The sequence below is a fragment of the Pseudomonas sp. QS1027 genome, assembly GCF_002814235.1.
Classification (GTDB): Bacteria; Pseudomonadota; Gammaproteobacteria; order Pseudomonadales; family Pseudomonadaceae; genus Aquipseudomonas.
The window spans coordinates 132599-155561 of the sequence record NZ_PHSU01000015.1 but is presented as its reverse complement, the minus strand read 5'-3'; the positions used below and the strand labels follow the sequence as shown (position 1 = coordinate 155561).

Annotated in this window: 22 protein-coding genes and 1 other RNA gene; 4 read left to right on the top strand and 19 right to left on the bottom strand. The window is 62.5% G+C overall.

All coding sequences use genetic code 11. From position 1 onward, the window contains the following. Window positions 1-4: 4 nt before the first annotated feature. The 14 genes from CWE01_RS14945 to rsmI form a co-directional block, all read right to left on the bottom strand. Window positions 5-961 (bottom strand): D-alanine--D-alanine ligase, encoded by a 957-nt coding sequence (locus CWE01_RS14945; protein ID WP_100941305.1) that lies wholly within the window; start codon window positions 959-961, stop codon window positions 5-7. Then, entirely contained in the window at window positions 958-2412 is a 1455-nt protein-coding gene (gene murC / locus CWE01_RS14940) for a UDP-N-acetylmuramate--L-alanine ligase (protein WP_100941304.1), read from the bottom strand. Before murC ends, CWE01_RS14945 begins: the two co-directional genes overlap by 4 nt. Continuing rightward, window positions 2405-3475, bottom strand: coding sequence for an undecaprenyldiphospho-muramoylpentapeptide beta-N-acetylglucosaminyltransferase (gene murG, locus CWE01_RS14935; RefSeq protein WP_100941303.1), 1071 nt, complete (start codon window positions 3473-3475; stop codon window positions 2405-2407). The genes murC and murG overlap by 8 nt, the downstream gene beginning before the upstream one ends. Next, window positions 3465-4679 (bottom strand): putative lipid II flippase FtsW, encoded by a 1215-nt coding sequence (gene ftsW / locus CWE01_RS14930; protein ID WP_100941302.1) that lies wholly within the window; start codon window positions 4677-4679, stop codon window positions 3465-3467. The genes murG and ftsW overlap by 11 nt, the downstream gene beginning before the upstream one ends. Further along, on the bottom strand, window positions 4676-6022 hold the full coding sequence (murD, locus tag CWE01_RS14925; RefSeq protein WP_100941301.1) for a UDP-N-acetylmuramoyl-L-alanine--D-glutamate ligase: 1347 nt from the start codon (window positions 6020-6022) through the stop codon (window positions 4676-4678). Before murD ends, ftsW begins: the two co-directional genes overlap by 4 nt. Before the next feature lie 5 nt (window positions 6023-6027). Then, a complete protein-coding gene (gene mraY / locus CWE01_RS14920; RefSeq protein WP_100941300.1) occupies window positions 6028-7110 on the bottom strand; it encodes a phospho-N-acetylmuramoyl-pentapeptide-transferase in 1083 nt (360 codons plus the stop codon). Further along, entirely contained in the window at window positions 7110-8492 is a 1383-nt protein-coding gene (gene murF / locus CWE01_RS14915; protein WP_100941299.1) for a UDP-N-acetylmuramoyl-tripeptide--D-alanyl-D-alanine ligase, read from the bottom strand. The genes mraY and murF overlap by 1 nt, the downstream gene beginning before the upstream one ends. Further along, the gene (locus CWE01_RS14910) at window positions 8485-9948 is read right to left on the bottom strand and encodes a UDP-N-acetylmuramoyl-L-alanyl-D-glutamate--2,6-diaminopimelate ligase (protein ID WP_100941298.1); all 1464 of its coding nucleotides are present in this window, start codon (window positions 9946-9948) and stop codon (window positions 8485-8487) included. Before CWE01_RS14910 ends, murF begins: the two co-directional genes overlap by 8 nt. Continuing rightward, window positions 9948-11684, bottom strand: coding sequence for a penicillin-binding protein 2 (locus tag CWE01_RS14905; protein ID WP_177145043.1), 1737 nt, complete (start codon window positions 11682-11684; stop codon window positions 9948-9950). Before CWE01_RS14905 ends, CWE01_RS14910 begins: the two co-directional genes overlap by 1 nt. Continuing rightward, window positions 11684-11977 (bottom strand): cell division protein FtsL, encoded by a 294-nt coding sequence (gene ftsL / locus CWE01_RS14900; protein WP_100941296.1) that lies wholly within the window; start codon window positions 11975-11977, stop codon window positions 11684-11686. The genes CWE01_RS14905 and ftsL overlap by 1 nt, the downstream gene beginning before the upstream one ends. Next, entirely contained in the window at window positions 11974-12921 is a 948-nt protein-coding gene (gene rsmH / locus CWE01_RS14895) for a 16S rRNA (cytosine(1402)-N(4))-methyltransferase RsmH (RefSeq protein ID WP_371315572.1), read from the bottom strand. Before rsmH ends, ftsL begins: the two co-directional genes overlap by 4 nt. After that, window positions 12918-13373: a division/cell wall cluster transcriptional repressor MraZ gene (gene mraZ / locus CWE01_RS14890; protein WP_100941295.1), complete on the bottom strand. Its 456-nt coding sequence runs from the start codon at window positions 13371-13373 to the stop codon at window positions 12918-12920. The genes rsmH and mraZ overlap by 4 nt, the downstream gene beginning before the upstream one ends. A 310-nt stretch (window positions 13374-13683) precedes the next feature. Continuing rightward, window positions 13684-14037, bottom strand: an RNA gene (rnpB, locus tag CWE01_RS14885) — RNase P RNA component class A. Between the two features lie 132 nt (window positions 14038-14169). After that, a complete protein-coding gene (gene rsmI / locus CWE01_RS14880; RefSeq protein WP_177410480.1) occupies window positions 14170-15024 on the bottom strand; it encodes a 16S rRNA (cytidine(1402)-2'-O)-methyltransferase in 855 nt (284 codons plus the stop codon). Between the two features lie 236 nt (window positions 15025-15260). Here rsmI and CWE01_RS14875 point away from each other — a divergent pair, with 236 nt between their 5' ends. From CWE01_RS14875 to CWE01_RS14860, 4 genes are all read left to right on the top strand, one after another. Continuing rightward, the gene (locus tag CWE01_RS14875) at window positions 15261-17072 is read left to right on the top strand and encodes a penicillin-binding protein activator (protein WP_100941294.1); all 1812 of its coding nucleotides are present in this window, start codon (window positions 15261-15263) and stop codon (window positions 17070-17072) included. Next, window positions 17072-17443: a YraN family protein gene (locus CWE01_RS14870; RefSeq protein ID WP_100941293.1), complete on the top strand. Its 372-nt coding sequence runs from the start codon at window positions 17072-17074 to the stop codon at window positions 17441-17443. The genes CWE01_RS14875 and CWE01_RS14870 overlap by 1 nt, the downstream gene beginning before the upstream one ends. 137 nt (window positions 17444-17580) lie before the next feature. Next, complete coding sequence (locus tag CWE01_RS14865; RefSeq protein ID WP_100941292.1) at window positions 17581-18174, top strand: phosphoheptose isomerase; 594 nt, start codon at window positions 17581-17583, stop codon at window positions 18172-18174. Further along, the gene (locus CWE01_RS14860; protein WP_100941291.1) at window positions 18171-18749 is read left to right on the top strand and encodes a BON domain-containing protein; all 579 of its coding nucleotides are present in this window, start codon (window positions 18171-18173) and stop codon (window positions 18747-18749) included. The genes CWE01_RS14865 and CWE01_RS14860 overlap by 4 nt, the downstream gene beginning before the upstream one ends. A 195-nt stretch (window positions 18750-18944) precedes the next feature. On the opposite strand, the gene CWE01_RS14855 is transcribed toward CWE01_RS14860, so the two are convergent. From CWE01_RS14855 to petA, 5 genes are all read right to left on the bottom strand, one after another. Further along, a complete protein-coding gene (locus CWE01_RS14855) occupies window positions 18945-19358 on the bottom strand; it encodes a ClpXP protease specificity-enhancing factor (RefSeq protein ID WP_100941290.1) in 414 nt (137 codons plus the stop codon). Window positions 19359-19369: 11 nt separating this feature from the next. Continuing rightward, complete coding sequence (locus tag CWE01_RS14850) at window positions 19370-19987, bottom strand: glutathione S-transferase N-terminal domain-containing protein (RefSeq protein WP_100941289.1); 618 nt, start codon at window positions 19985-19987, stop codon at window positions 19370-19372. A gap of 185 nt (window positions 19988-20172) precedes the next feature. Next, complete coding sequence (locus CWE01_RS14845) at window positions 20173-20952, bottom strand: cytochrome c1 (RefSeq protein ID WP_100941288.1); 780 nt, start codon at window positions 20950-20952, stop codon at window positions 20173-20175. Then, window positions 20952-22163, bottom strand: coding sequence for a cytochrome bc complex cytochrome b subunit (locus CWE01_RS14840; protein WP_100941287.1), 1212 nt, complete (start codon window positions 22161-22163; stop codon window positions 20952-20954). The genes CWE01_RS14845 and CWE01_RS14840 overlap by 1 nt, the downstream gene beginning before the upstream one ends. Next, on the bottom strand, window positions 22163-22759 hold the full coding sequence (petA, locus tag CWE01_RS14835; protein ID WP_100941286.1) for a ubiquinol-cytochrome c reductase iron-sulfur subunit: 597 nt from the start codon (window positions 22757-22759) through the stop codon (window positions 22163-22165). Before petA ends, CWE01_RS14840 begins: the two co-directional genes overlap by 1 nt. Between the last annotated feature and the right edge of the window lie 204 nt (window positions 22760-22963).

The following is a 22963-nucleotide window of genomic DNA, read 5'->3' as shown; positions in this document are numbered from 1 at the left end:
GGTCTTAACCTCGCGCCTCTACACTGGCCGCCAGGATCGCCAGCACCAACTGCTGGAAGTCCAGGCCGGCGGCCCGCGCGGCCATGGGGACCAGACTGTGGTCAGTCATGCCCGGCGCGGTGTTGACTTCCAGGAACCAGAACTGCCCGTCGGCGTCCTGCATCACGTCGGCCCGGCCCCAACCGGCGATACCGAGCGCCTCGCAGGCCTTGGCCGTGAGGTCCATCAATTCTTTTTCCTTGGTGCTATCGAGGCCGCAGGGAATCCGATACTGGGTATCGGACGCCAGGTACTTGGCGTCGTAGTCATAGAACGAATGCGGGGTGCCGAGGGCAATCGGCGGCAGGATCTGGTCGCGCAGGGTGGCGATGGTGAACTCCGGACCTTGAATCCATTGTTCGACCAATACTTGCGAATCGTAGGCGGCGGCGGCTTTCCAGGCGGCGATCAGATCGTCGGCACAGGTCACTTTGGCCATCCCAATACTGGAGCCTTCATGAGCAGGTTTGACGATCAAAGGGAACCCCAGTTCCGCGCCGGCTGAAATACAGTCGGCCGCGGAACTCAACACGGCGTGACGCGGTGTCGGAATCCCCAGGCTGTGCCAGACCTGCTTGGTCCGCAGCTTGTCCATGGCCAGCGCCGAGGCGAGGATGCCGCTGCCGGTGTAGGGAATCCCCAGGCATTCGAGCAGGCCTTGCATGCTGCCGTCTTCACCGCCGCGACCGTGCAGGATGATAAAGGCGCGGTCGATCTTTTCATTGAGCAGGCGTTGCAGGAAATCGTCGCCCACATCGATACCGAAAGCATCGACACCGGCGCTTTGCAGCGCTTCGAGCACCGCGTTGCCGGACTTCAGCGAGACCTCGCGCTCGGCGCTCTTGCCGCCGAACAGCACGGCGACGCGGCCGAAGGATTTCGGCGGGGCGGTCGAGAACAGGTTGGCGTAGGCAGCGGTCATTTCGACTTCTCCTGGCTGGCTACGGCAGTGGCGAACAGCGGGCTCTTGAGCAATTGCGGGGCAAGGCCACCGATATCGCCGGCCCCCTGGCAGAGCAGGATGTCACCGGGCAGCAACAGCGGCTTGACCAGCGGAGCCAGCTCGACACCACGCTCGATATAGATCGGGTCGAGCTGGCCGCGCTGACGAATGCTGCGGCACAGCTGGCGGCTGTCCGCGCCCGGAATCGCTTCCTCGCCGGCCGGATAGACTTCCATCAACAGCAGGACATTGGCGTCGGCCAGCACCTGGACGAAATCGTCGTACAGGTCGCGGGTGCGGGTGTAGCGGTGCGGCTGGTAGACCATCACCAGGCGGCGCTCCGGCCAGCCACCGCGGACAGCCTTGATCACCGCCGCGACTTCGGTCGGGTGGTGACCGTAGTCGTCCACCAGCATCACGCTGCCGCCGTCCACCGGCAGTTCGCCGTAGACCTGGAAGCGCCGGCCGACGCCCTGGAAGCCCGACAGCCCCTGGACGATGGCTTCATCGCTGATGCCCTCGTCGGTGGCGATGGCGATGGTTGCCAGGGAATTGAGCACGTTATGGTTGCCGGGCATGTTCACCGACACGTTCAGCGGCTCGCGGTCGCGGCGCAGCACGGTGAAGTGGGTCTGCATGCCGGCTTGGCGAATATTGATCGCGCGCACGTCGGCGTCTTCGTGGACCCCGTAGGTCACGGTCGGACGGGCGATCTGCGGGAGGATCTCGCGGACCACCGGATCGTCCAGGCAGACCACGGCCAGGCCGTAGAACGGCAGGTTGTGGAGGAACTCGACGAAGGTCTTCTTCAGTTTGTTGAAGTCGCCTTCGTAAGTGTCCATGTGGTCGGCGTCGATGTTGGTGACCACGGCGACCAGCGGTTGCAGGTGCAGGAAGCTGGCGTCGCTTTCATCGGCTTCGGCGATCAGGTAACGGCTGGTGCCGAGCTGGGCATTGGTGCCGGCGGCATTCAGCCGGCCACCGATGACAAAGGTCGGATCGAGGCCACCGGCGGCGAACACCGAGGCGATCAGGCTGGTGGTGGTGGTCTTGCCATGGGTACCGGCGACGGCGATACCGTGGCGATAACGCATCAGCTCGGCCAGCATCTCGGCGCGCGGCACCACCGGAATGCGTCGCTCCAGGGCGGTGGCGACTTCCGGGTTGGATTTGTTCACGGCACTCGACACCACCAGCACATCGGCCTCGGCGGCGTTCTCGGCACGATGGCCGATAAAGATGTGGGCACCAAAGGACTCGAGACGTTCGGTCACCGGCGAGGTTTTCAGGTCGGAACCGGACACTTCATAGCCCAGGTTCAACAACACTTCGGCAATCCCGCACATGCCCACGCCGCCGATACCGACGAAGTGGATACGACGGATACGGCGCATTTCCGGTTGCGGCATGGCTTTCTGATTCTCAACCATGGGCCACCTCCAGGCAGATTTCGACCACGGTGCGGGTGGCATCTGGCTTGGCCAGGCGGCGGGCAGTGCGCGCCATGCTGTTCAGTCGTTCCGGTTGCATCAAAACCTCTGTCAGGCGAGCCGCCAGGTCGGCGGCGCCAGTCGTTCTTTGCGGCAGCAGGAAGGCAGCGCCCTCCCCGGCCAGATATTCGGCATTGCGGGTCTGGTGATCGTCGATCGCATGGGGCAAGGGCACCAGCAACGAGGGCAGACCGGCGGCGGCCAGTTCACTGACGGTCAAGGCGCCGGCACGGCAGACCACCAGGTCGGCCCAGCCATAGGCTTGGGCCATGTCTTTGATAAAGGGCGCCACTTGCGCCTCGACGCCGACCGCCTGGTAGCGTTCGGCGGTGATTTCGTCGTGATTGCGTCCGGCCTGATGAAACACTTCCGGGCGGTACTCGGCCGGCACTTGCGCCAGGGCTTCGGGCAACAGCTTGTTCAACGGTTCGGCACCCAGGCTGCCACCCAGGATCAGCAGGCGCGCGCGGCGTCCGGCGAGGTCCTGGCGCGGGGTTTCCAGGAACAGTTCGGTGCGCACCGGGTTACCGGTGGTCCGACGTTTGCCCGAGGCGCCGAAGGTATTCGGGAAAGCTTCGCAGACCCGGGTCGCCAAGGGCACCAGCAGCCGATTGGCGGTACCCGCCACGGCGTTCTGTTCATGAACGATCACCGGAATACCGGCCATCCGCGCGGCGACGCCACCGGGGCCGGTCACGTAACCGCCAAAGCCCAGCACACAGACCGGCTTCAGTTCACGCATGACCTTGCGTGCCTGCCATACAGCCTTGAGCAGGACGAACGGTGCCTTGAGCAACGACAGCTTGCCCTTGCCCCGCAGGCCCGTGACCTGGATCAGGTGCAACGGCAGGCCGGCGCCTGGCACCAGTTCGTTCTCGATACCCCGCGGCGTGCCCAACCAGTGCACCTCGTAGCCGCGCGCCTGGAATTCCCGCGCGCAGGCCAGCGCCGGGAACACGTGCCCGCCGGTGCCGCCGGCCATGATCAGCACTTTATCGGCCATGGGGTGACTCCTCGGCGAAGTCACTTTCATCGAACTCCATCTCTTCACTGCCCAGATGGGTTCGACTCTCCCACTCGATACGCAGCAACAAGCCGAGCTGGGCACAGCAGATCACCAACGAACTGCCGCCGTAACTGAGGAACGGCAGGGTCAGGCCCTTGGTCGGCAACAGGCCGACGTTCACACCGATATTGATCAGGAACTGACCGATCCACAGGAACGCCAGGCCGTAGGCCATATAGGCGGCAAAGTACTGCTTGGCCTTTTCCGCCCAGAGGCCGATGTACATGGCCCGCACACTGACGAAAACGAACAGTGCGACCGTGAGCAGCGAACCCACCGCCCCCAACTCTTCGGCCAGGACGGAGAACACGAAGTCGGTGTGCGCTTCAGGCAGGTAGAACTGTTTCTGCACGCTGTTGCCCAGGCCCACGCCCAGCCATTCGCCGCGCCCGAAGGCGATCAGCGCCTGGGTCAGCTGGTAGCCGGAACCGAACTGGTCGGCCCAGGGGTCGGTAAAGGTGGTCAAACGCGCCATCCGGTAGGGTTGCGCCTTGATCAGCACCACCACCGCCACCACCGCGAGCATGACCATCAGGCCGAAGCGCAACAGCCCGACCCCGCCGAGGAACAGCATTGCCGCCGCCGCGCCCATCATCACCACGGTGGCACCGAAGTCCGGTTCCATCAGCAACAGCCCGGCCATCGGCAACAACACGATGAAGGGCTTGAAGAAGCCCATCCAGCTTTCGCGGACTTCCTTCTGGCGCCGTACCAGGTAACCGGCGAGGTAGATCACCACGAAGACCTTGGCGATTTCCGAGGGCTGCACGTTGAAGAAGCTGAAGCCGATCCAGCGCATCGAACCGTTCACCTCGCGGCCGATGCCCGGTAGCAGCACCATGACCAGCAAGCCGAAGGCGCCCACCAGCATCATGAAGCCCATGCGCTGCCAGGTGGCGATCGGCACCATCATGGTGGCGATGCAGGCACCCAGGCCGATGACCATGTAGATCAGGTGGCGAATCATGTGGTACAGCGCGTTGCCCGACTGCACGGCGGCGACTTCCGACGACGCCGAGGTGATCATCACCAGGCCCAGGCCCAACAGGCCCAAGGCGCCGGCCAGCATCGGGAAATCGACGTCAATGCCATGCCCGCTGATAATCGGCGACGGATAGGGCTTGATGATGTTGAAACTCATACCAACCCCTCCACGGCCCGGGCGAACAGGCGTCCGCGTTCTTCATAGTTCTTGAACATGTCGAAGCTGGCACAGGCTGGCGACAGCAGCACCGCGTCACCCGGCTCGGCCAACTCGGCACAGCGTTGCACGGCCTCGTCCAGGCTCTGCACGCGAACCAGCGGCACATCGTCACCCAGGCCCTGGGCCAGGAGCTCGGCATCGCGGCCAAGCAGGACCACCGCACGGCAGTTGGCCGCGACCGGGCCGCGCAGGCCGCTGAAGTCAGCACCCTTGCCGTCGCCACCGGCGATCAGCACAACTTTGCCGGCAATGTCGGCCCCGAGGCCTTCGATGGCGGCCAGCGCCGCACCGACGTTGGTGGCCTTGGAGTCGTTGTAGTAGTTCACGCCGTTCAACTCGCGCACCCACTGGCAGCGATGTTCGAGACCGGAGAAAGTCCGCAGGCTCGAGAGCATGGCGTCGAACGGCAGCCCGACCGCATGGCCCAGGGCCAGGGCCGCCAGGGCATTGGCCTGGTTGTGGGCGCCGCGAATCCGCAGCTCGCTCACCGGCATCAGGTTCTGGAATTCGAAGGCCAGGTACTTTTCGCCGTTCTCTTCACGCAAGCCGAAGGCCTTGAAGTCCGGTTTGCCGAGGCCGAAGGTCCAGCACGGCAGGCCTTCGCTCATCAGCGGCCGGGACAAGGCGTCCTGACGATTGACCACCACCTGCCTCGCGCCACGGAAGATCCGGTGCTTGGCCAGGTGATAAGCCGGCAGGCCGCTGTAGCGGTCCATATGGTCTTCGCTGACATTGAGCACGGTGGCCACTTCGGCACCGAGGTGGTCGGTGGTTTCCAGTTGGAAGCTCGACAGTTCCATCACGTACAGCTCGACGTCGTCACTGAGCAAATCCAGCGCCGGGGTGCCGAGGTTGCCGCCGACGGCGACGCGCTTGCCGGCCGCCGCGGCCATCTCGCCCACCAGGGTGGTGACGGTGCTTTTTGCGTTGGAACCGCTGATGGCGACAATCGGCGCCTTCGCGTGACGCGCGAACAGCTCGATATCGCCGGACAATTTCACGCCACGGGCTGCCGCCGCTTGCAGGGCCGGAGTCGCCAGGGCCAGGCCGGGGCTCACGTAGAGCTCATCGGCACGGCAAAGGAATTCGACATCCAGCTCGCCACAACGCACTTCCACCTGCGGATAGTCACGGCGCAGGGTGGCCAGCTCCGGTGGATTTTCCCGCGTATCGGCCACGGCAAAGGCAATGCCCCGGTTCGCCAGGAAGCGAACCAGGGACATGCCGCTCTTGCCGAGGCCGACAACGATGCGGAAGTGGTCAGAAGCGATCAGTGACACGTGTTCTACCTCAGCTTCAGAGTGGCAAGGCCGACCAGCACCAGGATCACGGTGATAATCCAGAAACGGACGATCACCCGTGGCTCGGGCCAACCCTTGAGTTCAAAGTGGTGGTGAATCGGCGCCATGCGGAACACACGGCGGCCCGTCAATTTGAAGGAAGCGACCTGGATCACCACCGACAGGGTTTCCATCACGAACACACCGCCCATGATGAACAGGACGATTTCCTGGCGAACGATCACCGCAATGGTGCCCAGCGCCGCGCCCAGCGCCAGCGCGCCGACGTCGCCCATGAAGACCTGGGCCGGATAGGTGTTGAACCAGAGGAAGCCCAGGCCGGCACCGATCAGCGCGCCGCAGAACACGATCAGCTCGCCCGCGCCCGGGACATAGGGAATCAGCAGGTATTCGGCAAACTTCACGTTACCCGACAGGTAGCAGAAGATCCCCAGTGCGCCGCCAACCATCACCGTCGGCATGATCGCCAGGCCGTCGAGGCCGTCGGTCAGGTTGACCGCGTTGCTCGAACCGACGATGACGAAGTAGGTCAGGACGACGAAACCGACACCCAGCGGGACGCTGACATCCTTGAGCATCGGCACGATCAGGGTGGTTTCCACCGGGGTCTGCGCGGTCATGAACAGGAAGATCGCGGCGCCGAGGCCGAACACCGACTGCCAGAAATATTTCCAGCGGCTCGGCAGGCCACGGGAGTTCTTCTCGATCACCTTGCGGTAATCGTCGACCCAGCCGACGGCGCCGAACAGCAGGGTGACCAACAGGACCACCCAGACATAACGGTTGTGCAGGTCGGCCCAGAGCAAGGTGCTGATGCCGATGGCCGAGAGAATCAAGGCACCGCCCATGGTCGGCGTACCGGACTTGGACAGGTGCGATTGCGGACCGTCATTGCGCACGGATTGGCCGATCTGGCGATTCTGCAACGTACGGATCATCCAGGGACCCAGGCACAGCGACAAAGACAGTGCGGTCAGTACCCCGAGAATCCCGCGCAGGGTCAGGTACTGAAAGACCGCAAAGCCTTTGTGAAACTGTTGCAGGTACTCCGCTAGCAGCAGCAGCATTAATGCTTCTCTCCCTTGTGTTCGTCAGAAGCGGGCCCACACAAAGCCGCCACGATGTTTTCCATCGCAGCGCTGCGCGAACCCTTGATCAAAATGGTGGTGTCAGTGTCTTGCTCGGCGCCCAGCGCCTCGATCAGATCGGCCTGGGTGGCGAAATGACGGGCGTGCAGGCCGAAGGCGTTGACGGCATGAACCATCATCGGTCCCACCGCATATAGCGCTGAAACCTTGTCGGCGGCATAAGCGCCTACTTCACGATGTCCTTGCTCCGCCCACTCGCCCAACTCGCCGATATCTCCGAGCACCAGAACGGTGCGGCCGGAAAAGCCGGCGAGTATATCAACGGCGGCAGCGATTGAGGCAGGGTTGGCGTTGTAGGTGTCGTCAATGACACGAATGCCATTGATTGCTAATTGCGCCACCGTGCGCCCCTTGACCGGCCGCACCGCTTCCAGCCCGGCCACGATGCCCGGCAGGGAAACGCCGAGGGCATGGGCGGCGGCGGCGGCGGCCAGGGCATTGGCCACGTTGTGGGTGCCCAGCAGGTTCAGTTGCACCGGGGCACTGCCCAGTGGGCTGTGCAGTTCAAATCTTGGGCAGCCGCGCGGATCACGGGAAATCTGTCCGCCATGGAAATCGGCGGCGGTGTTTTCCAGGGCAAAGCTCAGGACTTTTCGACCGGCGGCACGGGTTTGCCAGATACCGAAAGCCTTGTCGTCCAGGTTGAGGACCGCCACGCCGTCGGCCTGCAGCCCTTCAATGATTTCGCCCTTGGCCTCGACGATTTTCTCGGGACCACCGAACTCGCCGACATGGGCGGTTCCGGCATTGTTCAGTACGGCCACATGGGGCTTGGTCATGGCGACGGTGTAGGCAATTTCGCCGAGGCGCGACGCCCCCAGCTCAATGACCGCGGCACTGTGCTCCGGGGCCAGTTCGAGCAGGGTCAGCGGCACACCCAGTTCATTGTTCAGGTTGCCGCGAGTGGCCAGGACCAGGCCACGGGTGCGCAGGATGCTCGCGAGCAGTTCCTTGACCGTGGTCTTGCCGCTGGAGCCGGTAATGGCCGCCACCGGCTGGGTAAAGGCGGCGCGGTTCAGCGCGCCCAACTGCCCCAGGGCCAGACGGCTGTCGGCGACCAGCAACTGCGGCAGCTTGCTGCCGGCCACTTCACGCTCGACCAGTGCCGCGACGGCGCCTTTGGCGGCGACATCGTCGAGATAATCGTGACCGTCGAAACGCGGCCCGGCCAGCGCGACAAACAACTGGCCCGGCTGAATCGCCCGGCTGTCGATGCTGACGCCATTGAAGCTGGCGTCGGCCGCCAGCAGGCGCGCCGACAAGGCATTGGCCACTTCGCTGAGTTTCATCGCCTCAAGCATGGGCGACCTCCCAGGCATCCAGGGCCTTGGTGGCTTCGACCAGATCGGAGAAGTCATGGCGCTGGCCGTTGATCTCCTGATAGTCCTCATGACCTTTGCCGGCCAGGACGATCACGTCGTCGGCCGAAGCACCGGCAATCAGTTCGGCGATGGCCAGGCCGCGACCGGCGACAAAACGGACCTTGTCCGCGGCCACGAAGCCGGCACGGATATCGTCGAAAATCCGCGAAGGGGTTTCCGAACGCGGATTGTCATCGGTGACCAGCGCCACATCGGCCAGACGCTCGACCACTTCCGCCATCAGCGGACGCTTGCCGCGATCGCGGTCGCCGCCACAGCCGAACAGGCAGAGCAATTGACCCTTGGCGTGGGGACGCAGGGCCAGCAGGACTTTTTCCAGGGCATCCGGGGTGTGGGCGTAGTCGACCACCACCAATGGCCGGGCACCGCCACCCAGGCGTTGCATGCGACCGGCCGGACCTTCGAGCTGTGGCAACACCCGCAGGATCTCGTCCAGCGGGTAATCCAGGCCCAGCAAGGCACCGATCGCCGCCAGCAGATTGCTCAGATTGAAACGCCCGAGCAGGGCACCGCGCAGATGATGCTCGCCCTGCGGCGTCACCAGCGTGGCGCGCACGCCTTCGTCGCTGAATTGCGCGTCGCGGCAATAGAGGTAGGCGCTCGGATCTTCCAGGCTATAGGTCACCAGGCGCGATTCATGTTTTTCCAAAGCCAACTGGCGACCGAACTCATCGTCGATATTGATGACGCGGCAGCTCAGGTCGGTCCAGTTGAACAGCTTGGCCTTGGCCGCGCCGTAGGCCTGCATGGTGCCGTGATAATCCAGGTGATCGCGGGACAGGTTGGTGAACACCGCCACGTCGAACGCCAGCGCGGTCACCCGTCCTTGATCCAGACCGTGGGAAGACACTTCCATGGCCACGGCCTTGGCCCCGGCTTTCTTCAAGTCGGCCAGGCTCGCCTGCACGGCAATCGGGTCCGGCGTCGTCAGCATGCCGCTCTGCAGCGCACCGTGAAAACCCGTTCCCAGTGTGCCGAGAATGCCGCAATGCTGGCCCAGCAGATCCAGAGCCTGGGCAATCAACTGGCTGACACTGGTCTTGCCGTTGGTCCCGGTCACGCCCACCAGGTTCAGGTGGCGACTCGGATCACCGTAGAAACGCCCGGCGATATCGGAGAGCTGCGCGGCCAGGCCCTTGACCGGGATCAGCGGCACATCGGTGATCGGCAGCACGGTGGCGCCTTCGACTTCATAGGCGACCGCCGCCGCGCCGCGCTGCAAGGCGTCGGCAATATGGTTGCGGCCGTCGACCTTGCCGCCCGGTATCGCCAGGAACAGGTCGCCGGCGCGGACTTTACGGCTGTCGAGCGCCAATTCGCGAATCAGCAGATCGCGACCGGCGTGGGCAAAAATCTTGTTCAGGCTCAGGGACATTAACCACGCCCTCCTTTAACCGGGGCAGGCGCGACAATGGCCTGCTGCTGGGGCGTTGTCGGCAAGTCGTCGGGGATGACGTTCATCAGGCGCAGAGTGCCGGACATGACTTTGCTGAAGACCGGTGCCGAGACCAGGCCACCGAAGTAACCGGCCTTGCTCGGTTCGTCGATCACCACCACGATGGCGTAGCGCGGATCGCTCATCGGGCCGAAACCGGCGAACAGCGAGCGGTAGGCGTTTTCCTCATAACCCTTGGTGCCGACCGAGGTCTTGCGCGCCGTACCGGACTTTCCGGCCACGTGATAGGCCGGCACTTTCGCGCGCCAGACACCGCGCGGCGCCTCGATCACTTGTTGCAACATACCTTGCATGGTCTTGGCGACATTTTCCGGGATAACCTGGGTACCCTCGGGCATCTTGTCGGTCTTGATCAAGGTCAGCGGCACGATCTTGCCGTTGTTGGCCAGGGCCGAGAACGCGTGCACCAGCTGGATCGCGGTCACCGAAAGGCCGTAGCCGTAGGACAGGGTCGCGGTCTCGGCCTTGCGCCACTCGCGGTAGTTCGGCAGGTTGCCGACCCGCTCGCCGGGGAAGCCGAGGCCGGTGTCCTGGCCCAGGCCGACTTTCTGCATCACGCGGAAAATCGCTTCGCCGCCGATATCGAAGGCGACCTTGCTCATGCCGACGTTACTGGAGTTGATCAGGATGCCGGTCAGGTCGAGCACCGGACCTTCGGTCTTGGACACGTCACGAATGGTGTACTTGCCCAACTGCAGGGTGCCCGGGTAGACCTCCACCGTGTCGCTGGGTTTCCAGCGGCCGGTTTCCAGGGCCGCGCTCATGGAGATCGGTTTCATGGTCGAACCCGGCTCGAACACGTCGATCATCGCGCGATTGCGCATCATCGCCGGTTGCAGGTTGCGCCGGTTGTTGGGGTTGTAGGTCGGCTGGTTGACCATGGCGAGGATCTCGCCGGTCTTCACGTCCATGATCACCAGGCTGCCGGCCTTGGCGCCGTTTTCCACGAGGGCGTTGCGCAGTTCGCGGTTGGCCAGGTATTGCAGGCGCAGGTCAATGGACAACGCCAAGGGCTTGCCGGCCTTGGCGTTTTTGGTGACCTGGACATCCTTGATCAGCCGGCCGCGCCGGTCCTTGATCACCTGTCGCTTGCCGGGAACCCCGGCCAGCCACTCGTCGTAAGCCAGTTCCACCCCTTCACGACCGTGGTCGTCGATGTCGGTAAAGCCGACCATATGGGCCGCCACTTCACCGGCCGGGTAGAACCGCCGGAACTCCTCGATGCCGTAGACGCCAGGAACCTTGAGGTCGAGCACGGACTGGCCCTGCTCCGGGGTCAGGCCGCGGACCAGGTAGATGAATTCTTTATTGGCCTGCTGTTCCAGGCGCTCGGTCAGCAGCTTCGGGTCCTGCCCGAGCGCAATGGCCAGCGCCGGCCAGCGATCCTTGGCCAGTTGCATTTCCTTGGCGTTGGCCCACAGCGTGGTCACCGGGGTACTGACGGCCAGGGGCTCGCCATTACGGTCGGTGATCAGGCCACGGTGCGCCGGAATCGGGATATGCCGCATGCTGCGCGCATCGCCCTGGCCGATCAGGAACGCCCGGTCGATGACCTGCAGGTCGACGATCTTCCAGCTGATATAGCCGACCATGATCGCCAGCGCGCCGAGGACCACGCGGAAGCGCCACGGATAGAGCGCGCCTTCGAGTTTCATCATGGCGCCACCATCCTGACTTCGGATGGGCTGGGGATGCGCATCTTCAGTTGTTCGGTGGCCAGGGTTTCGATCCGGCTGTGGGCGGTCCAGGTGCTCTGCTCGAGGATCAGGCGACCCCATTCGGCCTGGGCCTTGTCACGCACGCTCAGCTCGTTGTACAGCGAGTTGAGCAACTGACGGTTCCAGTGCGCGCTGTAGGCCACGCCGATGGCGGAAACCAGCACGGCGACAAACAGCAGGAACATGAAAAAGCTTCCGCCTGGAAGTGGCTTGGCGTAGAGCTTGCTCACCGCAACTTCTCCGCGACGCGCATGACGGCGCTGCGCGCACGCGGGTTGGCCTTGAGCTCGGCTTCGGAGGCGAACTGGGCCTTGCCATGCACTTTGATCCGCGGCTCGAAAGCCTGGTGGCGGACCGGCAGGTTACGCGGCAGGTTGTCGCTTTCGCCCTTGACCAGGCGGCGCATGAACAGTTTGACGATGCGGTCTTCCAGGGAGTGGAAGCTGATCACTACCAGACGGCCGCCGACTTCGAGGGCGTCGAGCGCCGCTTCGAGACCGGTTTCCAGATCGCCCAGTTCGTTGTTGACGTGGATGCGCAGGCCCTGGAACGCACGGGTCGCCGGGTTCTTGCCCTTTTCCCAGGCCGGGTTGGCGACCTTCAGCACTTCGGCCAGGTCGGCGGTGCGCTCGAAGGGTTTGATCACGCGACGCTCGACCACGGCACGGGCCATGCGTCCGGAGAAACGTTCTTCGCCGTATTCCTTGAAGACCCGGGCAATTTCTTCAGCCGGTGCAGTGGCAATGAACTCGGCGGCACTGATGCCACGGGACGGGTCCATGCGCATATCCAGCGGGCCGTCGTTCATGAAACTGAAGCCACGCTCCGGATCGTCGAGCTGCGGCGAGGACACGCCAAGGTCGAGCAGGATGCCGTTGACCTTGCCGGCCATGTCACGCTCGACGATTTCCGAACCGAGCTCGGCAAAGCTGCGCTGCACAACGACAAAGCGGCCGTCTTCGGCCGCTAGCGCTTGCCCGGTGGCAATCGCCTGAGGATCCTTGTCGAACCCGAGGAGTCGGCCACCCGGCCCGAGCTTGCTGAGAATCAGCCGGCTATGCCCGCCACGGCCGAAGGTGCCATCCAGATAGCAGCCATCAGGGCGTACGGCGAGAGCCTCGACGGCTTCGTCAAGCAGTACGGTGATGTGGTTAAAGCCGCTATCAATAGTCACAGGATCAGATCACGCAGTTCATCAGGCATCGCGCCCGGTTGTTGAATGGCCGCCAGGTCCGCTGCCGATACAGCGTTCCAGGCGTCCTCGTCCCACAGTTGAAACTTGTTCAGTTGGCCCACCAGCATCGCGTGCTTGTCCAGCTTCGCGTACTCGCGCAGGCGCGGCGGCACCAGGAAACGGCCGCTGCCGTCGAGCTCGAGGTCGACGGCATTACCAATCAGCAAACGCTGCAGCCGGCGGTTCTCTTCCCGCAACGACGGCAACGCACGCAGCTTGGTTTCAATCAGCTCCCACTCGTCGAGCGGGTACACACACAAACAGGGGTCCACGGCATCAATGGTCACGATCAGTTGGCCGGAACTACGCGAAACGAGCTCGTCACGGTACCGGCTCGGCATAGCGAGACGGCCCTTTGCATCGAGACTGATAGCGTTGGCTCCGCGAAACACAGCTGCGTTTCTCCAAATATTAGCGTTTTACGTCAAAAAAACCCACTTCATGCCACTTTCCTCCACTTGCGCACACTATAGGAATGCGCCCACCACACCGTCAAGGCGCGGTCTTAAGGAAAAGCCTTACAGATCGGAGATTTAGGAGCATAAAAGGAGGTAATTCGACAATCGGGAGAGTGTTTCCGGAGACGAACTTCAAGCCACTCAGAAATTTGAGTGTGGAAGTTAAAGTGATTTGTGAAGAGTAAGATTTTTTCGGTATTACAAATGCGCTTCTGCCAGCGATTGCGTGCAGGGAGGGAAAGAGGTGGAGAGTCGATCTGTAAGCCGGGTTCTGTCGAGGACAGTCATTCCTCTACGATGGCCATCACTGGACATCTTTAGCAACCTACCCGGTTCCAGCGCGGGCCACGCCTTGGAACCCTATTTGGTCTTGCTCCGAGTGGGGTTTACCTAGCCACGAACTGTTGCCAGCCGTGCGGTGCGCTCTTACCGCACCTTTTCACCCTTACCGGCGCCGAAGCGCTTAGGCGGTTATTTTCTGTGGCACTTTCCGTAGGCTCACGCCTCCCAGGCATTACCTGGCACTCCGCCCTATGGAGCCCGGACTTTCCTCCCCCCCCTAATTTTCATAGGGGGCAGCGACTGTCCAATCGACTCTCCGCCGCGAAGGTTACCGGCACATGCCCTGAAGGACAAGCATTAAAGGCGTTTCGCCACTGGGCGCTGTCCCGGCAAACACCGGCAGGCCGGTTCCCATGGTCGAATGGGATCCAACCTACGCCCGAATCGGTCAGGCATTTTTCTGCCGATCCAGCGCCACCTGATACAGCAGGTTCTTGCGCACCCCGGTGATTTCCGCCGCCAGGGCCGCGGCACGCTTGAGCGGCATTTCCAGGAGCAACAGGTCGAGGACGCGCATCGCCTCGCTGCCGACCGCATCGTCGTTTTCCGGCGCCGTCCAGCCGGCGACCAGCACCACGCACTCACCGCGCTGCTGGTTGGCATCCGCCTCGACAAAGCCGCGCAGCTCGCTCAACGGCAAGCCCTTGAGGGTCTCGAAGGTCTTGGTCAGCTCACGGGCCAGCAGCGCCGGGCGCTCGGCGCCGAAGACCGTCTCCATGTCCTGCAGACATTCGAGGATCCGGTGCGGTGCTTCATAGAAGATCAGCGTGCGCGGTTCTTCCTTGAGCAGTTCCAGGCGAGCCCGACGCCCCACCGCCTTGGCCGGCAGGAAACCTTCGAAGATGAAGCGATCGGACGGCAGCCCCGCCGCCGAGAGCGCGGCGATCAACGCGCAGGCGCCGGGAACCGGCACTACACTGATACCTGCCGCCCGCGCCTGACGCACCAGGTGATACCCGGGATCGGAGATCAACGGCGTGCCCGCATCGGAGATCAGGGCCACATCCTCGCCCGCCAGCAACTTGGCGATGAAACGGCTGCCTTCGTCACGTTCGTTGTGCTCGTGACAGGCCGCAAGCGGCGTCGTAATTCCGAAGTGCTGCAACAGCCTGAGTGAGTGGCGGGTGTCTTCCGCGGCAATCAGCGACACGTCGCGCAACACCTTCATGGCCCGCGCACTGATGTCATCCAGGTTGCCAATGGGCGTCGCCACCACATAAAGCGAGCCGACAGCGGAATTCAAAGCACCTGGAGCAGTCAAAGCGCATACCTCGAGAAGAACGAAAACGCCATTGTAGCGCGTAGCCGCCCTGCCGATATGCTTCACAGCGGCGAGTGCGGGGCCCAAAGGCGAGCGATTCGAGTGCCGCGACACGCTTTGTACGACCTAATTTGACCGTTTCACGCCAGTAACATCGCGCCCCGGCCAGTGCTTGGGTACAATTCCACGCTCATATGATCGAGTATCAGGAACACTACATGATCGCTTGCCTGCGGCTGTTCTCTGCCCTCTGCCTCGCTGCCTTGCTGGCGGCTTGCGCCAGCTCGCCCTCTTCCAGCCTTGGCGAACTCCCACGGACCCCGAATGCCAGCATCGAGCAACTGCTCGAGCAGGCGGCTTCCAGCAAGACGCCGGAACAAGCCGCGGTGCTGCGCCTGACCGCTGCCGACCTGGCCTACCGCCAGAAAGACAGCGGTCGCGCCTCGCAGATTCTTGCGCAGGTTCCACTGGACACCCTCAAGCCGGCGCAACAGGTGTACGCCAGTACCCTGGCGGCCGAACTGGCGATGACCCGCAACCAGCCCAAGGCGGCGCTGACTGCCTTGAGCCATCCGAGCCTGGAACGCCTCAGCGAGCTGCCGGTGGACCAGCAGATTCGCACCCAGACCGTGCGGGCCCGCGCCCTTGAAGCCGACGGCCAGACCCTGGCCGCCGCCCGCGAGCGCATCTTCATCGCCCCACTGCTCAGCGGCGACGCGGCAAAAAACAACCATGAAGCCATCTGGGCACTGATCGCGGCCCTGCCCACCGACCAGTTGCAGCCCACCGGCAACGACGACCTCAGCGGTTGGTTGAGCCTGGCACTGGCGGTGAAATCCTCCGGCACCCTGGAACAACAGCAGGCGGCCATCGACACCTGGCGCGCGCAGAACCCCAAGCACCCGGCCGCCGTGCAATTGCCGCTGCCCCTGGTGAAACTCAAGGAACTGGCCAGCCAGCCGCTGAGCAAGATCGCCCTGCTGCTGCCCCAGGACGGTCCGCTGGCCTCGGTCGGCAAGGCCCTGCGTGAAGGCTTCATGGCCGCTCACTACCAGGCCGAGCAGGCCGGTCAGAAGCCGCCGGTCATCGAGTTCTACGACAGCTCGCGCCTCACCTCCCTCGACGACTTCTATCGCAAGGCCCAGGCGTCCGGCGTGCAACTGGTGATCGGCCCGCTGGAGAAGCCGCTGGTCAAGCAGCTCAGCGCCCGCCCGCAACTGCCGATCACCACCCTGGCACTGAACTACAGCGAAAGCGCGCAGAACCCGGCGCAGTTGTTCCAGTTCGGCCTCGCCGCCGAAGACGAAGCCCGCGAAGTGGCCCGTCGCGCCCGCGCCGACGGCCTGCACCGCGCCGCCGCCATGGTGCCGAAAGGCGAATGGGGTGACCGCGTGCTCAAGGCCTTCCGCCAGGACTGGGAAGCCAACGGCGGTACCGTGGTCGGTATCGAACGTGTCGACCAGCCGGTCGCCCTGGCCCAGCAGATTGCCGAGCTGTTCCAGCTGCGCCAGAGCGAAGGTCGCGCCAAGAGCCTGCAAAGCACGGTCGGTGGCCAGGTAGCCGCCCAGCCGTCGCGTCGCCAGGACATCGAGTTCATCTTCCTCGCCGCAACACCGCAACAGGCGCAGCAGATCAAGCCGACCCTGAACTTCCAGTACGCCGGTGATGTGCCGGTGTACGCGACCTCCCACGTGTTCAGCGCCACCGGCGACCAGAACCAGTACAACGACATGAACGGCGTTCGCTTCTGCGAAACCCCTTGGTTGCTGGACGCCAACGACCCGCTGCGCAAGCAGGTCACCGCGCAGTGGCCACAAGCCAACGGTGCCCTCGGTCGCCTGTATGCCATGGGTGTCGACGCCTATCGCCTGGCGCCACGCCTGGGTCAACTCAAGGCCCTGCCCGACAGCCGTATCGAAGGTCTCTCCGGCAGCCTGAGCATGGATCCGCAGCAACGGGTCGAACGCCAATTGCCTTGGGCCCAGTTCGTCAGCGGCCAGGTCCAGCGCCTGCCGGATACGCCGCGCTGATGGCACCCGCCGCCCACCTGGAACACGGCAAGGATGCCGAGCTCCTGGCGCTGCGGCATCTTGAACAACAGGGCCTGCGCCTGCTGGCGCAGAACTGGACATGTAAACGGGGCGAGCTTGATCTGGTCATGCTCGACGGCGATACAGTAGTATTCGTCGAAGTTCGTTACAGGAAAAACACCCAATGGGGTGGCGCACTGGGCAGCATCGATGCCCGCAAGCGCAAGAAGGTAATATTCGCCGCGCAGTATTTCCTGCAACGCGAATCACGCTGGGCCCATTGCCCTTGCCGTTTCGACGTCGTGGCCATAGACGGCCCGGTCGAAACGACACCCCAGCTGAACTGGCTACGGAATGCCTTCGACAGCTGATCCAGGCTGTCGACCCGGTTACTCTTTTCACCCACCGATTTTGCTCTTTGCTTTGCGGGCTGCACATTCTTGTGCCGGGCAGCCACCGGGAAGACCCGGTCTGCGCTCGACCAGCCGCCCTACTTAAGGTCACATAGATGGACATGCAATCCCGAATTCGCCAGCTTTTCCAGGCCAGTATCGACACCAAGCAACAGGCGATGGACGTTCTTGCACCTCACATCGAGCAAGCCAGCCAGGTCATGGTCAATGCCCTGCTCAACGAAGGCAAAATGCTCTCCTGCGGCAACGGCGGCTCCGCCGGCGATGCCCAGCACTTTTCCTCGGAACTGCTCAACCGTTTCGAGCGCGAGCGACCGAGCCTGCCGGCCATCGCACTGACCACCGACAGCTCGACCCTCACCTCGATCGCCAACGACTACAGCTACAACGAAATCTTCTCCAAGCAGATCCGCGCACTGGGCCAACCGGGCGACGTGCTGCTGGCGATTTCCACCAGCGGCAACTCCGCCAACATAATTCAGGCCATCCAGGCCGCACATGACCGCGAAATGATTGTCGTAGCCTTGACCGGACGCGACGGTGGCGGCATGGCTTCCCTGCTGCTGCCCGAGGATGTCGAGATTCGCGTCCCGGCCAACGTCACCGCACGTATTCAGGAAGTCCACCTGCTGGCGATCCATTGCCTCTGCGATCTGATCGACAGCCAATTGTTCGGGAGTGAAGAATGACCACCAATCGCCTTAGCCTGCTGGCCTTGACCCTGTGCCTGGGCATCAGTGGCTGCAGCTCGGTACTGACCGCCACCCGTGACGATCCGATCAACGACGATCGCGGAACCCGCACCCTGGGTAGCAAGATCGATGACTCGCTGATCGAAACCAAGGTCGCGGTCAACGTCGCCAAGGCCGACCCTGGCCTGGAAAACGGCTCGCATATCGTCGTCACCAGCTACAACGGCATCGTCCTGCTGGCCGGCCAGACCCCGCGGGAAGACCTCAAGGCCAAGGCCGAACAGGCCGCCGCCGCAGTTCAACGGGTGAAGAAGGTCAACAACGAACTGCAGGTCATCGAGCCTTCCTCGATAGCGGCCCGCGGCAGCGACAACTGGCTGACCACCAAGATCAAGGCGCAGATGCTGACCGACAACAGCATTCCCGGCTCGCGCATCAAGGTCGTCACCGAGAACGGCATCGTCTACCTGCTGGGCCTGGTCACCCAGGACGAAGGCACTCGCGCCACCAACCTGGTGCAGGGAGTCAGCGGCGTGCAGAAGATCGTCAAACTGTTCGAGTACATCGACTGATCCGAGACCTTCGCGGGCAAGCCCTGCTCCTACAGTGCGTCGTTGTTCACTGATCTTATGTACGACACGATATTGCAGGAGCAGGGCTTGCCCGTGAAGAGGCCGCTGAGCCTTGCGCCCCCCCATACGAACAGCTCGCAACCCAGCCAAAATGCAGACGTAAAAAAGGCGCCTCGGATGGAGGCGCCTTTTTTATTACTTCACGACCTTCAAGCTTGGCCGACCGCTCGGACGCGGCGGCTCGGAACCTGGCGGCGGACCGTCATCATCCGGCTCGACCCCATCGTCGCCCTCCTGGGGCGCTTCCAGCTCGAACACCATGCCCTGGCCATTCTCCCGGGCGTAGATCCCGAGAATGGCGCTGATCGGCACGAAAAGCGTATGGGGTACACCGCCGAAACGCCCTTCGAAGCTGACAGCCTCGTTGTCCATGTGCAAATGACGCACTGCACTGGGCGAAACGTTCAAGACGATTTGCCCGTCGCTGGCAAAACCTTGCGGCACCTGGACCGAGGGATACTCGGAATTGACCAGTATGTGCGGCGTACAATCGTTATCCACTATCCATTCGTACAGAGCACGAACCAAATAAGGGCGACTGGAGTTCATAAAACGGCTCCTTAGCGCATATCGCGTTCGACACCAGACAAGCTTGCCTGGAAAGCCTCACGCGCAAACTGGCGCTCCATATAATCGAGCAACGGCTTTGCAGGCCGCGGCAATTCAATACCCATAATCGGCAGACGCCAGAGTATCGGTAATAGACAGCAGTCCACCAGACTTTGCTCATTACTCAGGAAAAATGGCTTGTCGGCAAACAGTGGCGACGCCCCTGTCAGGCTCTCGCGCAATTCCTTGCGCGCCTGCACCCGCGCCGGTTCCTTGCTGCGCGAATCCAGAATCGTATCCACCAGCGCACACCAGTCACGCTGAATGCGATGGATCAGCAAACGGCTGTTGGCCCGCGCCACGGGATAAACCGGCAGCAGCGGCGGATGCGGGTAACGCTCATCCAGATATTCCATCACCACGGTCGACTCCCACAACGCCAGGTCACGATCGACCAGGGTGGGCAGGCTGCCGTAAGGGTTCACCTCGATCAGCTTCGGCGGTTGACGCCCCGCTTCCACAGTAATGATCTCGGCGCTGACACCCTTCTCTGCGAGCACGATGCGTACCCGGTGGGAATAGTGGTCGGCGGGGTCGGAGTAACAGGCCAACCGGTTGGTCACGCCCATGGCGGTCCTCCTCGCTTGTTGAAATTATTGAAAACGGAAAAACGAGCGCGCCCAAGACAAGCCTCCCGCAGCCACGAAACAGAGCGAGGGTGAGGCCGTTGCCGGCTCACCCCGCCCGTTCCTGCTGGCTACATCTTCAGAGGCACCCTTGGGCGCGCACGATTGACAGCTATGTTACAACGTTATCAATGCACATCCTTCCAGTATTCGCGCTTGAGCAGATAAGCGAACACGAAGAAGAAGGCCAGGTACAGCAAAACGTAGGTACCGATGCGCTGATGTTCCAGCTTCACCGGGTTGGCCGAGTAGGCCAGGAAGGTCACCAGATTCTTGACCTTCTCGTCGAATTGTTCTTCGTTCAAGGCACCGGTTTTCGGCACGATGGTCAGCTGGTCGCACGCTTCATGGGTCAAAGGCGTACCGGTCAGCGGATCATACTGCTTCTTGCCGTCCTCGACGATTTGAACCTGCTTGCAACCAACCACCTGACGCCCCTGCAGGCCCGCCAGCACGTTGGGCATGCCGACGTTCGGGAAGACCTTGTTGTTCACGCCCCAGGGCCGCGCAGGGTCTTCGTAGAAGGATCGCAGGTAGCCGTAGAGCCAGTCGGTACCGCGCACCCGCGCCACCAGGGTCAGGTCGGGCGGTGCCGCGCCGAACCAGGCCTTGGCGTCGGCCGGCTGCATGCCGATGGTCATGTGGTCGCCGATCTTGGCGCCCGTGAACACCAGGTTCTTGAGCATCAGATCATGGGGAATCCCGAGGTCATCGGCGACCCGTTCATAACGCTGGAACTTGGCACTGTGGCAACCCATGCAATAGTTGGCAAAGGTCCGCGCACCATCCTGCATGGCCGCCTTGTCGGAAACATCGATGTCGACTTTTTCAAGATCAGGACCATGTTCGTCGGCAAAAGACAGGAGTGGCAGAGCCAAAAGCATCAAGACTGCAAATAATTTTTTCATCAGCCAGTCACCCTTTCCGGTACCGGTTTGGTCTTCTCGAGCCGGGTATAGAACGGCATCAGAATGAAGTAGGCGAAGTACAGGACCGTGCAGATCCGCGACAGCAGCGTGCGCTCAGGCGTCGGCGGCATCACACCCAGCCAGCCGAGGGTGACGAAGGCGATGCAGAACACCCACAGCCAGATCTTGCTCAGCCAGCCCTTGTAGCGCATCGACTTGACGGGACTGCGGTCCAGCCACGGCAGGACGAACAGCACGGCGATCGACGCGCCCATGGCCATGACACCCATGAGTTTGTCCGGAACCGCCCGCAGGATCGCGTAGAACGGCGTGAAGTACCAGACCGGTGCAATGTGCTCAGGCGTCTTGAAGGCGTTGGCCACTTCGAAGTTGGGTTTTTCGAGGAAATACCCGCCCATTTCCGGGAAGAAGAACACGATGGAGCAGAAGATGAACAGGAACACCACCACGCCGACGATATCCTTCACGGTGTAGTACGGGTGGAAGGCGATGCCATCCAGCGGTACGCCGTTCTCGTCCTTGTGCTTCTTGATGTCGACGCCGTCCGGGTTGTTCGAACCGACCTCGTGCAGCGCCAGTACGTGCAGCACCACCAGGCCGAGGATGACGATCGGCAGGGCCACCACATGCAGGGCGAAGAAGCGGTTCAGGGTGATCCCAGAAATCAGGTAGTCACCACGAATCCACTGGGTCAGGTCGTTGCCGATGACCGGGATCGCGCCGAACAGCGAGATGATCACCTGCGCCCCCCAGTAGGACATCTGCCCCCATGGCAGCAGGTAGCCCATGAAGGCCTCGGCCATCAGCGCCAGGTAGATCAGCATGCCGAACAGCCACACCAGCTCACGGGGCTTCTGGTACGAACCGTAGAGCAGGCCACGGAACATGTGCAGGTAGACCACGATAAAGAACGCCGAAGCGCCGGTGGAGTGCAGCAGGCGCAGGATCGAGCCGTACTCGACGTCGCGCATGATGTATTCGACGGAGGCGAAGGCCTCTTCCGCCGAGGGGGTGTAGCTCATGGTCAGCCAGACGCCGGTGACGATCTGATTGACCAGCACCAGCAGGGCCAGGGAGCCAAAAAAGTAGAAAAAGTTGAAGTTCTTCGGAGCGTAATACTTGCTGAGATGGTCTTCCCACATCTTGGTGGCGGGAAAACGTGCGTCGACCCAATCCATGAACTTGCTCATCACGCTTTCTCCGTATCGACGCCAATCACAATAATCGTGTCGGACTCATAGGAATGCGGCGGAACCGGCAGGTTCAAAGGCGCGGGTTGCGACTTGTAGACGCGGCCAGCCAGATCGTAGTGAGAACCGTGACAAGGGCAGAAATAGCCACCGACCCAGTCGGCGCCCAGATCGGCGGGCGCCACTTCCGGACGGAAGGTCGGTGAACACCCCAGATGCGTACAGATACCGATCAGCAGCAGCAGCTCTGGCTTGATCGCGCGGTTCTTGGGGTCGACATAGGTGGGCTGCGTGGACTCCTTGGAGTTGGGGTCGGACAATCGATCCTCGATCTTGGCGAGATTACTCAGAATCTCCGGAGTACGGTGCACGATAAAGACCGGTTGACCTCGCCATTCGGCAATCATCTGCTGTCCGGGTTCGATCTTGCTGATATTCACCTTCACCGGCGCCCCCGCGGCTTTCGCCTTGGCACTGGGAAACCATGACCCCACGAACGGGACCGCAGCCCCCACCGCTCCTGCAGCTCCTACCACGGATGTGGCTGCTACGAGGAAGCGACGCCGGCCTGCATTCACGCCGTCATTGCTACTCATTCAGTCCTCTCCCATCAGCTTTGTGGCCTGTTAAATCAGGCGTCTACTAAGTAAATTTTTGTACTTATAAATTTTGCCGAATGGTAATGAAAAGCCACACGTCTGACAAGGTAATTACCAGCCCTACCCTGCCCCAAGCCTTGTAGTATAGGGGCTCTACGGATGTGGCAAGTTGTCACAGGAAAATATTTCGCCCACAAAAAA

Excerpts from the sequence above, each read along its gene's own strand:
- CWE01_RS14945 (WP_100941305.1), bottom strand. The coding sequence starts at position 961 with ATGACCGCTGCCTACGCCAACCTGTTCTCGACCGCCCCGCCGAAATCC.
- murC (WP_100941304.1), bottom strand. The coding sequence starts at position 2,412 with ATGGTTGAGAATCAGAAAGCCATGCCGCAACCGGAAATGCGCCGTATC.
- murG (WP_100941303.1), bottom strand. The coding sequence starts at position 3,475 with ATGGCCGATAAAGTGCTGATCATGGCCGGCGGCACCGGCGGGCACGTG.
- ftsW (WP_100941302.1), bottom strand. The coding sequence starts at position 4,679 with ATGAGTTTCAACATCATCAAGCCCTATCCGTCGCCGATTATCAGCGGG.
- mraY (WP_100941300.1), bottom strand. The coding sequence starts at position 7,110 with ATGCTGCTGCTGCTAGCGGAGTACCTGCAACAGTTTCACAAAGGCTTT.
- murF (WP_100941299.1), bottom strand. The coding sequence starts at position 8,492 with ATGCTTGAGGCGATGAAACTCAGCGAAGTGGCCAATGCCTTGTCGGCG.
- CWE01_RS14910 (WP_100941298.1), bottom strand. The coding sequence starts at position 9,948 with ATGTCCCTGAGCCTGAACAAGATTTTTGCCCACGCCGGTCGCGATCTG.
- CWE01_RS14905 (WP_177145043.1), bottom strand. The coding sequence starts at position 11,684 with ATGAAACTCGAAGGCGCGCTCTATCCGTGGCGCTTCCGCGTGGTCCTC.
- CWE01_RS14875 (WP_100941294.1), top strand. The coding sequence starts at position 15,261 with ATGATCGCTTGCCTGCGGCTGTTCTCTGCCCTCTGCCTCGCTGCCTTG.
- CWE01_RS14870 (WP_100941293.1), top strand. The coding sequence starts at position 17,072 with ATGGCACCCGCCGCCCACCTGGAACACGGCAAGGATGCCGAGCTCCTG.
- CWE01_RS14865 (WP_100941292.1), top strand. The coding sequence starts at position 17,581 with ATGGACATGCAATCCCGAATTCGCCAGCTTTTCCAGGCCAGTATCGAC.
- CWE01_RS14860 (WP_100941291.1), top strand. The coding sequence starts at position 18,171 with ATGACCACCAATCGCCTTAGCCTGCTGGCCTTGACCCTGTGCCTGGGC.
- CWE01_RS14855 (WP_100941290.1), bottom strand. The coding sequence starts at position 19,358 with ATGAACTCCAGTCGCCCTTATTTGGTTCGTGCTCTGTACGAATGGATA.
- CWE01_RS14850 (WP_100941289.1), bottom strand. The coding sequence starts at position 19,987 with ATGGGCGTGACCAACCGGTTGGCCTGTTACTCCGACCCCGCCGACCAC.
- CWE01_RS14845 (WP_100941288.1), bottom strand. The coding sequence starts at position 20,952 with ATGAAAAAATTATTTGCAGTCTTGATGCTTTTGGCTCTGCCACTCCTG.
- CWE01_RS14840 (WP_100941287.1), bottom strand. The coding sequence starts at position 22,163 with ATGAGCAAGTTCATGGATTGGGTCGACGCACGTTTTCCCGCCACCAAG.
- petA (WP_100941286.1), bottom strand. The coding sequence starts at position 22,759 with ATGAGTAGCAATGACGGCGTGAATGCAGGCCGGCGTCGCTTCCTCGTA.